This is a genomic window from Kluyvera ascorbata ATCC 33433 (assembly GCF_000735365.1).
In the GTDB taxonomy this organism is placed as follows: domain Bacteria; phylum Pseudomonadota; class Gammaproteobacteria; order Enterobacterales; family Enterobacteriaceae; genus Kluyvera; species Kluyvera ascorbata.
Map to the genome: position 1 here is coordinate 1 of NZ_JMPL01000041.1, position 12,352 is coordinate 12,352.

Genomic DNA, 12,352 nt, shown 5'->3' on the forward strand with positions numbered 1-12,352 from the left:
TTTATATTTGGTATTGCCGGATGGCGGCTTTGCCTTATCCGGCCTACAAAAACGGTAGGCCAGATAAGCGTAGCGCCATCAGGTATTCACTACGCAGTGCGCTTCACCGCTTCATTGGCAAACCCATCAGCGGGTTCCAATGCCAGATCCAGCGTCGCCAGCAGATCTTTTGCCCGGTCGTGGAATCCGCGCAGCGTTTGTTGCAGTCGCTCAACTACCTCAGGATCTTTGATAGCCACCGCCTGCCAGATGCCATCTTTATCGAACAGACCGAACTGGTAACTGTAGGTAAAGCGGCGCTCTTCCGCTTCCATCTCCATCCACCAGCCCCAGAACTCACGCTTCTCTGGCGCTGGTTTTACGTTTACGCATACCGCCAGACAGTCGAAAAAAAAGCGGTTATCGACACACTGTTCTTCGCGGATATAAGGTCCAAGCGCAGTGAATTTCTTGATCAATCTACTCTTCGGGTGTCCACTCGGTAACGTCATTGCGATCTCCTTTAGTGATGCAACTGTTTTACCAAATCAATAGAATTTATCAATATATTAACAAAATCTATTATTGATCCACCCGGCAATTTCTTTCAGTGCCTTATCGAAATTACGATACACCGGGTTAAACGGAATCGGCATCAGCTTGCCCTGCGAAGATGACGAAACAATTAACCGCGACTCCTCTTCCGGGCTGAACGGATCGTTCTCCCAGAAGCCGGACAGCATTGGCGTTGGGCAGCGTCGACCAAGCAGCCCCTGCGTCTTCAACGAGTAGCGATTAAGCTCAACCCGCAGCGCTTCGTCAGAGGCGTCGTGCATGCCGAGACGCGAGGCCAGTACGTCGAGATACATCTCAGGCACGCGGCCCTGATGCAGCGGATCGTTCAGCAGGCCATGCACCACCGGGCCAAGGCAGGCGACGGCTTTCAGGCGCTGTGCTTCGAGGTAAGCCAGCCGCACGGCGATATTGGCGCCAAAGCGGAAGCCAAATGCCGCCACGCGAGTGTGATCGACCCACGGGATATCCGGCAGTGCGCGCAGCGCGTGCTGATGGAGTATGCTGGAATCCTGGGTCAGCTTCCATTTTGAAGAGAAGCCAATGGAAGGCATATCCAGCGTCAGCATTGCAATGCCGAGTGGCGCAAAGTAACGCTCATAAAGGCTGTAGTAGTCGGTTTGCAGGCCATCCAGCCCGCCGCACATCAGCACCGTCGGGAACGGGCCGTTGCCTTTTGGCATATGCAGAAAACCGGTGACCGGCGAGCCTCCAGGTATAGCGAACTCCAGCTCACGTATTTCACCCGGCAACCGCTGCGCCGCTTCTTCATAGGCGCGGTTGGCCAGCACCTGTGCCTGCTCGGCGAGGTCATCGCCCTTCAGATGCGGGTAAGCGGCAATGCTATAAAGGTTGGAGGCGTGCAGCCAGTGGCGGCCGCTGAGAGCCTGGTCTTGCTCCTGGGTGGCTTTCTGCTGCCAGAGCATCGCCTGTGTAGACCACTCGTAAATCCAGTTACCGCCGCGGTAGCCCACCACGGTGTCATACAGCTCTTCGTCGGTGCGCTCGGCTTTACTCATCACGATACGCGCCTGGACGTCGAGGATCTCCTGCGGCGTCACACCGCGCCAGATCCACATCAGGCGGTTAATCATGCGGTACCAGTGGGGTACGTTATTGCCGCTAAGCGCCGACTGCATACGATCGGTGCTACCGTTATTGAACCGGCGAACCAGCGTTGACGTTTCAGGGTGTTTAAAACGCGGCTTGAATAGCGTTTCGCTGAGATTAGCTTCTGGCATCACAAAACCTCCATAGATACTGTCTTAGGGGTATTGTAACGCGTGGGACGTTAAAAAAAACAACGCCCGGCATAACCGGGCGTTGGAAGCGCATTTATTGATGAATTAACGGCCAGAAATAGGCGGTACGAATACTACGCCCATGTCCCAAGGCTGTTCAATCCAGGTATCCTGCGGGATATCAACAACATAATCGTCAACCAGCGGACGACCTGCTGGTTTAGCGAAAATGGTAACGAAGTGGGCTTTCGGATACATATCGCGAATCGCTACCGCGGTGCCGCCGGTATCGACCAGATCGTCAATAACAATAAAGCCTTCGCCATCGCCTTCAGCGCGTTTCAGAACTTTCAGTTCACGCTGGTTATCATGGTCATAGCTGGAGATGCATACGGTGTCGACGTGACGAATGCCCAGTTCACGTGCCAGCAGTGCGCCAGGCACCAGACCGCCACGGCTAACGGCGATAATGCCTTTCCACTGTTCAGAAGGCATCAGGCGTGCAGCCAGTTTGCGTGCGTGAATCTGCAACATGTCCCAGGTGACGACGTATTTTTCGCTCATGTGAAGTGTCCCAGCCTGTGTTATACGGCTTAAAAATTGTTCAAGGGGGAAATGGGTTGCGCGAGATTATAGAGATCTGACGCACTAAAAACCAGTGTTAAGCGGAATCCACCGCGCTTTTTACGTGGTTTGTTCTACCGGGAAGGGCAGAAAGTGGTATTCTCAACCCCATCGCGCAAGCCAGAGCTTGTGGTATATGTATGTGCTAACCCTTTACCTGCAAGCGACTTTTGCAGAACGCCGTAAGGAGACTCATCGTGTCTGAACTGTCTCAATTATCCCCGCAGCCGCTGTGGGATATTTTTGCCAAAATCTGTTCTATTCCGCACCCTTCTCATCATGAAGAGCAGCTCGCCGCGCACATCGTTGGCTGGGCAAAAGAAAAAGGGCTTCACGCTGAGCGTGACCAGGTTGGCAACATTCTGATTCGTAAAGCCGCTACCCCGGGTATGGAAAACCGTAAACCGGTTGTGCTGCAGGCTCACCTCGATATGGTGCCGCAGAAAAACAATGACACCGTACACGACTTCGCTAAAGACCCGATTCAACCGTACATCGACGGTGAGTGGGTGAAAGCGCGTGGTACAACGCTTGGCGCAGACAACGGTATCGGCATGGCTTCCGCGCTGGCGGTGCTGTCTGATGAATCCGTTGAGCATGGCCCGCTGGAAGTGCTGCTGACCATGACCGAAGAGACCGGTATGGACGGCGCGTTCGGTCTGCAACCAAACTGGCTGCAGGGCGACATCCTTATTAATACCGACTCTGAAGAAGAAGGCGAAATCTACATGGGTTGCGCCGGTGGTATCGACTTCACCAGCAACCTGCCGCTGACCCGCGAAGCGATTCCTGCGGGCTTCCAGACCTTCAAGCTGACGCTGAAAGGCCTGAAAGGCGGCCACTCCGGCGGTGATATTCACCTCGGCCTCGGCAACGCCAACAAACTGCTGGCACGCTTCCTGGTGGCTCACGCTGCGGAACTGGATCTGCGTCTGGTTGATTTTACCGGCGGTACCCTGCGCAACGCTATTCCACGCGAAGCCTTCGCCGCTATCGCGGTTCCGGCAGACAAAGTCGACGCGCTGAAAGGGCTGGTTGAAACCTACCTGCACATTCTGCAAAACGAACTGTCAGCAAAAGAGAAGAACCTGACGCTGGTGCTGGAAGCGAATACCGTTGAAGGTAAAGCGCTGACCACCGCTTCTCGCGACGCCTTCATTCAGCTGCTGAACGCGACCCCGAACGGCGTGATTCGTAACTCCGACGTGGCAAAAGGCGTGGTTGAAACTTCTCTGAACGTGGGTGTGGTTTCCTTCACTGAAGATACCGCAACCATTCACTGCCTGATTCGTTCTCTGCTCGACAGCGGTAAAGATTACGTGGTGAGCATGCTGGAATCTCTGGGCGCGCTGGCGGGTGCAAAAACCCAGCCTAAAGGCGGCTACCCAGGCTGGCAGCCAGATGCAAACTCTCCGGTAATGAAGCTGGTGCGTGAAACCTATCAGCGCCTGTTCAACAAGGTGCCGAACATTCAGATTATCCACGCGGGTCTGGAATGTGGTCTGTTCAAAAAACCGTATCCAGACATGGATATGGTTTCCATTGGGCCAACCATCACCGGGCCACACTCTCCGGATGAGCAGGTTCATATCGAAAGCGTTGGCCAGTACTGGCAGCTGCTGACGGAACTGCTGAAAGCGATTCCGGCGAAGTAAGTTCTGAGCCGTTCCCGGCGGCGCTTCGCTTGGCCGGGCTACATTTGACGTAGCCCGGCCAAGCGGAATGACGCCGGGAATATCACCACCCTACCTGATTTTTTCCATCCGATAGTTCACAAACGTCTCTCCACGCGCTTCAACCTCTTGTTCTGCCACCACCACGAACCCCAGCCGTTCAAAACACACTTTGGCCGTAATGCTCGCATCTACCGTTAACGTTCCCGTCGGTACTCTGGCGAACAGCGCTTTCAGCAGCGCGCTGGCGACGCCCTGTCGCGCATACGATGGGTCGACAAACAGCAGGTCGATATAGCGCTCAACGGCGGTGACAAAACCGACAGGCGTTTCATCAACCGTTGCAACCAGAACCAGAGAGTCAGCCATTTTTTGTCGCCAGCGTGTGCCATCCACCTGCGCCCAGGCGTTTACCTGCGCGGGCGAGTAGTGCTGACTGGCGGTTTCCCGCACCGCACGCTGGAAAATCTGGCACAGCGTGAAGAAGTCCCCGTCACGGTATTCCCGAATGATCATGATTAAATCCCTAATAGCAGCTGTCGTTCCAGCTGGGGGTCCAGCAGCGTCACGTGCAGGCCCACCAGACGCACTCCGCGCCCGGCGCGGCGCTCGTGCCAGGCTTTGTAGGCCGTCGCGAGCAGATCGTCTTTGGTCAGCTTCGGCCAGACGTGCTCCTGGGTAGTTTGCTGGAAATCATTAAATTTGAGTTTTATTCCCTGCCTGGCAATGCGTAGGTCGGGCCGGACCTTCGCCAGCCGCCGTTCCAGCTCGGGATAGAGACGCTCAACGATCGCCTCGCAGTCAGCCCAGTCGTGAATATCTTCTTCCAGCGTACGCTCCACGCCAACCGACTTACGCTGGCGATCGTTATGGATCTCCCGCTCGTCGATCCCCTGGCTGCGCTCCCAGAGGATCCGCCCAAACTTGCCAAAGCGTTTAAGCAGCATGGCGAGATCGCTTTTCTGTACATCTTCGCAGGTGCGCAGCCCCATACTTTCAAGCTTTGCCGCAGACACCTTTCCCACACCGGGAATTTTGCCAAGCGGTAGCGTTTTGAGAAAGGCGGGCACCTCATCAGGCGTCAGCACAAACTGGCCATCCGGCTTATTGAGGTCAGAAGCGATTTTGGCGAGAAACTTCACCGGGGCTACCCCCGCCGAGGCGGTCAGAGAAAGCTCGTTAAAGATAGTTTGCCGAATTTCCTGTGCCATCAGCGTCGCTGAGCCGTGGCAGTGTGGACTATCGCTGACGTCCAGATAGGCTTCATCCAACGAAAGCGGTTCAATAAGCGAGGTATAGCGGGAAAAAATCTCGCGGATATGGTTGGAGGCTTCACGGTAGGCCTCAAAGCGCCCCGGCAGCAAGGTGAGATGTGGGCAGAGCTTCAGCGCCATTCCCGTCGGCATGGCGCTACGCACGCCAAACTTCCGCGCCGGATAGTTTGCGGTGCTAATCACCCCGCGCTGCACGCGGCTTCCGCCAATGGCGATAGGAATATCACGCAGCGCCGGATTATCGCGCATTTCAACCGCTGCAAAAAAGCAGTCCATGTCGATATGGATAATTTTTCGCATCAGGCTCCCCTCACAAATCACTGTTTAAGTATACAGTACATTTATGCATTGAGGAAAGCCGACGCGGCTACATTTTCGGCGAGTTCATCATAAAGCGGGCATCGCACAGGTAGCGCACTGCCTCTTTGCCCTGATCCACCGCCGGGCTCCCCGCCATGCTCACAAACAGCTTGTTCACCTTTCTGACGTGGGAATGCAGCAACTTTTCAATCGTCATCTGCCGAAACGCATCATCCGCCATGCAGAAAAGCTCGTAGTCACCCAAACGCTCGCCGCAGGTTTCACAGTGGTTCATCCAGTACCGCAGCCCAGTGGTTTTACTTTTATCCAGATAGTAATTTCTGGCTTTGATGTTCTTTTTTATCGCCTCAGGCAGTTCATTAATATGGAAGACGAAGCTATTACGCTTCACGGACTCCCACCCTATTCCATCCTGACTTTTGCGCAAATAACGGGTAAACATCACCGCAATAATGGAGGTAGGAAGATGGCAATTCCAGCAGGTCATCTTCGTTGAAACCACCAGATAGTAAGGTGCCATTATGTTAAAGCTATCCATATCATAAGCATAACCACCGAGCGCTTCCGTCAGCTCGTGCTCTTCCACATACCATACGTTCGAATCCGCATCGTAATGTGCCCCCTGGCAGACGGCCTGTGCAACGTCGTCGGTGTGAATATCCAGCGGGATGATACGTGCCGCATCAATCACGTTTTCCTCCTGAAAATGTTTCGGCTAAAAAATCCCCCGCATCAGCGGGGGAGTAAAAATTATGGATTCGTCACCGCCCCTCGTCGAAGCGACGTCACCTTCTGCTGTTTATCCAGTTGACTCACCAGCGGCTGAACAATCTTCTCGCCCTGTTGACCAAAGTACTGATACAGCGTGTCTGACGCGCTCTGCGTCAGCACCATAATTTCAATGCGACGGTTGCCCGCGCTTTCTGGGTTTTTACTGTCCAGCAGCATCTGGTCAGCCATCGCGCTTACCTGCATGACTTTGTCATTCGGCATCCCGGCCTGCTCCAGCACGCGTCGTGCCGAGAGCGCACGGTCGCCAGAAAGGTTCCAGTTGTTGTAGATGTCGCTTTTGTAGGCCATCGCATCGGTGTGGCCGGTGATGATGATTTTGTTATCCAGCGAGTCAAAGACCGGAGCCAGCTCCACCAGCAGCGATTTAAAGAACGGCATGATCCTCGCGCTGCCGCGCTCGAACATATTGCGGTTCTGATCGTCTTTAATCAGCACCCGCAACCCTTGGGGAACGATCTCCATTTCAAGGTTGCTTTCCATGTGCGCGTTGCGCGCAATGGCGTTGATATCGGTTGCCAGCTCACCCAATTCACGGGCCGATTTTTTCTTCAACATCGCCGTTTTCTCGTCCACGTCCCTGGCTTTTTTGGCGTTCTCTTCGGTGATTTTCGCCAGCTCTTCCGGGGTGGTCGCCTGCATTTTACGCCTGGCGTTCTTACTGGCCGCCCCTGGTGCGATTGGCTGTTTACCTACCTTATTGAGCGGCGCCATACCGCCGCCGTTGAAAATAGACTGGCCATGCAGCGCCGCCACGATATTCTCACGGTCAGATTTGCTGACGCTGTTAACAATCAACTTCATCGTGGTGACCAAAGGGGCTGAGCGAATTTCCGAAGTCTCCGCCCGCTTCACCCTCGATGCGATGCCAGGCAAACAGATGGCTATCGATGCCGACCTTAACGCCGGGCTTATCAATCAGGCTCAAGCCCAAACGCGACGCAAAGATGTCGCGGGCGAGGCAGACTTCTACGGAGCGATGGACGGGGCGTCAAAATTCGTGCGCGGCGATGCCATCGCCGGGATGATGATCCTCGCCATCAACCTTATCGGCGGCGTGTGCATCGGGATTTTCAAATACAACCTCAGCGCTGATGCGGCCTTCCAGCAGTATGTGCTGATGACTATCGGTGACGGTCTGGTCGCTCAGATCCCTTCCCTGCTGCTCTCCACCGCTGCGGCAATCATCGTGACCCGCGTCAGCGATAACGGCGATATCGCCACCGACGTGAGAACCCAACTGCTGGCGACGCCGTCGATTCTCTATACCGCCACCGGCATTATGTTCGTACTGGCTATTGTCCCCGGGATGCCGCATTTCCCGTTCCTCGCCTTCAGCGCGCTGCTGGGCTTTACCGCCTGGCGTATGAGCAAGCGCCCAAAAGCCGCTGAACACGAGGAAAAAAGCCTCGAAACGCTGACCAAAACCATTACTGAAAATGCCGAGCAGGTGGTCAGTTGGGAAACCATTCCGCTGATTGAACCCATCAGCCTTAGCCTGGGGTATAAACTGGTTTCTCTGGTAGATAAGTCGAAGGGCAACCCGCTCACCCAGCGTATTCGCGGGGTGCGGCAGGTCATTTCAGACACTAACGGCGTGTTACTGCCGGAGATTCGTATTCGCGAAAACTTCCGCCTCAAAGCCAGCCAGTACGCCATTTACATCAACGGGATTAAAGCGGATGAAGCCGATATCCCTGCGGATAAGCTGATGGCGCTACCATCAAGCGAGACCTATGGCGAAATCGACGGCGTGCTGGGGAACGACCCGGCCTACGGGATGCCGGTCACCTGGATCCAGCCAGCGCAAAAAGCAAAGGCGCTGAATATGGGGTATCAGGTGATCGATAGCGCCAGCGTTATCGCCACCCATGTGAACAAGGTCATTCGAAACCATATTCCCGATCTTTTTAACTACGACGACATCACTCAACTGCATAATCGTCTCTCTTCTATGGCCCCACGGCTGGCGGAAGACCTCAGCGCCGCGCTGAACTACAGCCATCTGTTAAAGGTGTATCGGGCGCTGCTGATTGAAGGCGTTTCACTACGGGATATCGTCACTATCGCCACGGTGCTGGTCGCCAGCAGCGCAACAACTAAGGACCCGATTCTGCTGGTTGCCGATGTTCGTCTGGCGCTACGTCGCAGCATCACCCACCCGCTGGTGCGCAAGCAGGAGCTAACGGTATACACCCTGAATAACGAGCTGGAAAACCTGCTGTCTAACGTTGTGAATCAGGCCCAGCAGAGCGGAAAAGTGATGCTCGACAGCGTGCCGGTTGATCCGAACATGCTCAACCAGTTCCAGACCAATATGCCGCAGGTGAAAGAGCAGATGAAGGCGGCCGGTAAAGAGCCCGTACTGCTGGTCGCCCCGCAATTACGTCCGCTACTGGCACGCTATGCCCGCCTTTTTTCTCCGGGGCTACATGTGCTTTCCTATAATGAAGTTCCTGATGAGCTGGAATTAAAAATCATGGGGGCATTAAGCTAAATAAATAGAGAACGCGGCAATTAAGTTTCGTCCAAATTTGCCGCTTTATAGTTCTGAACATACCAGGGAAGGTGTGTTTCTCCGGAAATTTTTTATTGCCAGGAATATCACGTGATGAGAGATGAAAAAGTAAAAAGGAATTTTGCTTACCGCTCTGGGCATCATCCGCGGCGCCAATATTCTCCAACATTTATGGAGTTTGTGCATCGTCAGGAAGAGCGGCGGGAACACCATGAGCAGGAGATGAGTAAACACGCATCTTGCGGTAAATCAGTGGAGAAATCTGCAGACAATCAACGATATCACGCTATCCCAGACACCTTTGATACCCCACCCGTGCCGCTGATTAGCGCCTTTGACCTCTTTCTGTCAGCCGCGCTGATGTTTCTTTTCATCACTATGCTGCTGCTATTTATGAATTAAAGCACCGTGTTCTCTGTCAGGATCCGTCGAGCGCCAAGATAGTGATCCTGCCAGAACATATCTGCTAAATGACTTACACGGATCGTTTCTCCGGTACGCGGAGACTCAATAAAGTCGCCGTTGCCCAGATAGACCCCCATATGATCCGCAAGCTCTTTACTATGAATATGGAAGAAGAGCAGATCGCCACGACGCAGATCGTTATTTGCTACGATCGTCGCACGACGGTAGTGATACATTTCATTTGCCGTCCGCGGTAATTTTGCCGCAAGGATCTTATTGTAGGCGTAAAATATCAAACCACTGCAATCAAATCCCTGGTCGGGATTTACGCCGCCCCAGACATATGGTTTCCCCAACTGCTGCTCAAGACGGTGAATCGCAACTTCGGTCATATTATGCAGGTGGTCGCTGTTGAGGAAATGCGCATTTTCAGCCAGCGCCTTCCAGTGACGATCGCTGGCTTTAAGCGGGCCTGGAAACCACTCCGGATGCTGCTTAATCAACAGGCGGTTCTGTTGGCGCAGGGCTTTCTTGCTCTCTGCGTCTCCCACCACAATATAGCTGGCCTGCTTTTGCAGCTTCGCATGATATGCCCCCCACAGCTTTTCCCGGTTCTGTCGACGCAGCGAAGCGCCATAGCTTAGCAAAGCATGAGGGGCAGGCTTGTGGGTATGCGCAAAAGCAAACGGACTCAGAGCCATACAGGCCAGCAATGCGGTGGACAGAAAGCGGATCGATGTAGAAGGGGAAGCCATGAAAACCTTTCAACCGTGAAACGTCGAAACAGTCTACGTTGGCAGGGTTTACGCCAGGATTAATTCTCGATTATTAATCAATTAATAATTATATTTCATGACGTTAAATAACCCGGCAGATGGATATCATACCGGGTTATTCGTCGATTTACAGGATACGGTTCTGCTGGCATTGCGCTTCCCGAGCCATGCGTTTTTTACGCGCATCACAGGGCTCGGGGCAATCACATACCTTTTCCAACCCCAGCGATGAAATCCCCCCGCAGCTTCCCTGTAGGCTTTTTCGCTTGACCATATAGCCAAGCGACATGCCGAAGATAACCAGCAAGAAAATGCAGAAGGTCGCCAGAAAGACCGTTAACATCATCAGCCTCCAAAGTCATCGAGCATGATGTTCTCATCCTCAACGCCCAGCTCTTTGAGCATTTTGATAACCGCCGCATTCATCATTGGTGGCCCACACATGTAGAATTCGCAATCTTCCGGTGCCGGGTGGTCGCGCAGGTAGTTTTCGTAAAGGACGTTGTGAATAAAGCCAGTATAGCCCGTCCAGTTATCTTCCGGCAGTGCGTCAGAGAGCGCAATATGGAAGGTAAAGTTTGGGTTTTCCTGCGCCAGCTTTTCAAATTCGTCCTGGTAGAACATTTCGCGCAGGGAACGCGCGCCGTACCAGAAGCTGATTTTGCGGTTGCTATGCAGGCGCTTAAGCTGGTCAAAAATATGCGAACGCATGGGCGCCATACCCGCACCACCGCCGATAAACACCATTTCGGCGTCGGTCTCTTTGGCAAAGAATTCGCCAAAGGGCCCGGAGATCGTCACCTTATCGCCCGCTTTCAGCGACCAGATGTAGGAGGACATAATCCCTGGCGGAACGTCAGGCGCGGACGGCGGCGGTGTCGCGATACGCACGTTGAGCATGATGATGCCCTTTTCATCCGGGTAGTTTGCCATCGAGTAGGCGCGCAGGGTCGGCTCTTTAACGTCGGAGACATAGCGGAAGAGATTGAATTTATCCCAGTCGCCGCGGTATTCATCCGGCACGTCAAAGTCGGCGTAGGCCACTTTATGCGGTGGGCACTCAATCTGAATGTAGCCCCCGGCACGGAATGGCACGCTTTCGCCAGCAGGAATAGCGAGCTTCAACTCTTTAATAAACGTCGCTTTGTTATCGTTAGAGATAACTTCGCATTCCCACTTCTTCACGCCAAATACTTCATCTGGCAGCTCGATTTTCATATCCTGGCGCACGGCCACCTGACAGGCCAGACGGCAGCCTTCTTTGGCTTCCCGCTTCGTAATATGCGAAAGCTCGGTCGGCAGAATATCCCCGCAGCCCTCTTTCACCTTCACCCGGCACTGCCCGCAGGAACCGCCGCCACCGCAGGCGGACGAGATAAAAATACCGTTGCTGGAGAGCGTATTCAGCAGCTTGTCACCGGCTGGCGTTTTGATTTGCTTGTCGGCTTCGTTGTTGATTTCAATCACCACATCACCGGCGTTCACCAGCTTCGATTTGGCAAACAAGATCAGCACCGACAGCACCAGCACAATCAGCGTAAACATAACTACGCCAAGTAATATTTCCATAATTAACGACCCTTATAGCTGCACGCCGGAAAACGACATAAAACCAAGCGCCATCAGTCCGGTGGTGATAAAGGTGATCCCTAAGCCGCGCAGTCCCGCGGGCACGTTTGAGTACTTCATTTTTTCGCGAATGCCTGCCATAGCGACAATGGCCAGCATCCAACCAATGCCGGAACCAAAACCGTAGACGATGGATTCACCAAAGTTGTAATCACGCTGCACCATGAACGATACGCCGCCGAAGATGGCACAGTTCACCGCAATCAGCGGAAGGAAGATGCCTAATGCGGTGTAGAGTGACGGGAAGTATTTATCAAGGATCATCTCGAGGATCTGTACCAGCGCCGCAATCACCCCAATAAAGGTGATGAAGTTCAGGAAGCTAAGATCCACGCCGTCAACCAGTGCGCCGTCGCGTAGCACCAGGTTGTAGACCAGATTGTTAATTGGCACGGCAAGGCCGAGCACAACCGTTACCGCCACCCCCAGACCGAACGCGGTGAAGACTTTCTTCGACACAGCGAGGAAGGTACACATCCCCAGGAAGAAGGCCAGCGCCATGTTCTCAACAAACACCGCGCGAACAAACAGGCTAATGTAATGAGCCATA

13 protein-coding genes and 1 pseudogene are annotated in these 12,352 nt (G+C 53.8%); 3 read left to right on the forward strand and 11 right to left on the reverse strand.

The window, feature by feature from the left end; genetic code table 11:
* Positions 1 to 89 precede the first annotated feature (89 nt).
* The 3 genes from crl to gpt all read right to left on the reverse strand — a co-directional run bounded on the left by crl (position 90) and on the right by gpt (position 2,357).
* The gene (gene crl, locus GKAS_RS11685; RefSeq protein WP_035894438.1) at positions 90 to 491 is read right to left on the reverse strand and encodes a sigma factor-binding protein Crl; all 402 of its coding nucleotides are present in this window, start codon (positions 489 to 491) and stop codon (positions 90 to 92) included.
* Between the two features lie 57 nt (positions 492 to 548).
* A complete protein-coding gene (gene frsA, locus GKAS_RS11690; RefSeq protein ID WP_035894439.1) occupies positions 549 to 1,793 on the reverse strand; it encodes an esterase FrsA in 1,245 nt (414 codons plus the stop codon).
* Between the two features lie 105 nt (positions 1,794 to 1,898).
* Positions 1,899 to 2,357: a xanthine phosphoribosyltransferase gene (gene gpt / locus GKAS_RS11695; protein ID WP_035894440.1), complete on the reverse strand. Its 459-nt coding sequence runs from the start codon at positions 2,355 to 2,357 to the stop codon at positions 1,899 to 1,901.
* 257 nt (positions 2,358 to 2,614) lie between these two features.
* On the opposite strand from gpt, the gene pepD reads away from it, so the two are divergent.
* The gene (gene pepD / locus GKAS_RS11700; protein WP_035894442.1) at positions 2,615 to 4,072 is read left to right on the forward strand and encodes a cytosol nonspecific dipeptidase; all 1,458 of its coding nucleotides are present in this window, start codon (positions 2,615 to 2,617) and stop codon (positions 4,070 to 4,072) included.
* Between the two features lie 90 nt (positions 4,073 to 4,162).
* On the opposite strand, the gene GKAS_RS11705 is transcribed toward pepD, so the two are convergent.
* The 4 genes from GKAS_RS11705 to lafU all read right to left on the reverse strand — a co-directional run bounded on the left by GKAS_RS11705 (position 4,163) and on the right by lafU (position 7,278).
* Entirely contained in the window at positions 4,163 to 4,606 is a 444-nt protein-coding gene (locus tag GKAS_RS11705; protein WP_035894443.1) for a GNAT family N-acetyltransferase, read from the reverse strand.
* 2 nt (positions 4,607 to 4,608) lie between these two features.
* Positions 4,609 to 5,664 (reverse strand): DNA polymerase IV, encoded by a 1,056-nt coding sequence (gene dinB / locus GKAS_RS11710; RefSeq protein ID WP_035894444.1) that lies wholly within the window; start codon positions 5,662 to 5,664, stop codon positions 4,609 to 4,611.
* A 67-nt stretch (positions 5,665 to 5,731) separates the two neighbouring features.
* On the reverse strand, positions 5,732 to 6,376 hold the full coding sequence (locus GKAS_RS11715) for a hypothetical protein (RefSeq protein ID WP_035894445.1): 645 nt from the start codon (positions 6,374 to 6,376) through the stop codon (positions 5,732 to 5,734).
* Between the two features lie 59 nt (positions 6,377 to 6,435).
* Positions 6,436 to 7,278 (reverse strand): putative lateral flagellar export/assembly protein LafU, encoded by an 843-nt coding sequence (lafU, locus tag GKAS_RS11720; protein ID WP_051910757.1) that lies wholly within the window; start codon positions 7,276 to 7,278, stop codon positions 6,436 to 6,438.
* On the opposite strand from lafU, the pseudogene GKAS_RS11725 reads away from it, so the two are divergent.
* Both GKAS_RS11725 and GKAS_RS24840 read left to right on the forward strand, forming a co-directional pair.
* Positions 7,253 to 8,971, forward strand: a pseudogene (locus GKAS_RS11725) (flagellar biosynthesis protein FlhA); the annotation flags it as partial. The gene lafU and the pseudogene GKAS_RS11725 overlap by 26 nt on opposite strands.
* 111 nt (positions 8,972 to 9,082) lie before the next feature.
* Positions 9,083 to 9,394 (forward strand): hypothetical protein, encoded by a 312-nt coding sequence (locus GKAS_RS24840; protein ID WP_147281561.1) that lies wholly within the window; start codon positions 9,083 to 9,085, stop codon positions 9,392 to 9,394.
* Here the strand turns inward: GKAS_RS24840 and GKAS_RS11735 are convergent.
* The 4 genes from GKAS_RS11735 to nqrE form a co-directional block, all read right to left on the reverse strand.
* A complete protein-coding gene (locus tag GKAS_RS11735) occupies positions 9,391 to 10,152 on the reverse strand; it encodes a C40 family peptidase (protein WP_035894448.1) in 762 nt (253 codons plus the stop codon). The two genes, GKAS_RS24840 and GKAS_RS11735, sit on opposite strands and share 4 nt — an antisense overlap.
* Positions 10,153 to 10,300: 148 nt before the next feature.
* Complete coding sequence (nqrM, locus tag GKAS_RS11740) at positions 10,301 to 10,516, reverse strand: (Na+)-NQR maturation NqrM (RefSeq protein ID WP_035894477.1); 216 nt, start codon at positions 10,514 to 10,516, stop codon at positions 10,301 to 10,303.
* Positions 10,517 to 10,518: 2 nt separating this feature from the next.
* Positions 10,519 to 11,742 carry an NADH:ubiquinone reductase (Na(+)-transporting) subunit F gene (nqrF, locus tag GKAS_RS11745; protein WP_035894450.1) on the reverse strand — a complete coding sequence of 408 codons (1,224 nt, stop codon included), beginning with the start codon at positions 11,740 to 11,742 and terminating at the stop codon, positions 10,519 to 10,521.
* 12 nt (positions 11,743 to 11,754) lie between these two features.
* A complete protein-coding gene (gene nqrE, locus GKAS_RS11750) occupies positions 11,755 to 12,351 on the reverse strand; it encodes an NADH:ubiquinone reductase (Na(+)-transporting) subunit E (RefSeq protein ID WP_035894451.1) in 597 nt (198 codons plus the stop codon).
* Position 12,352 lies beyond the last annotated feature (1 nt).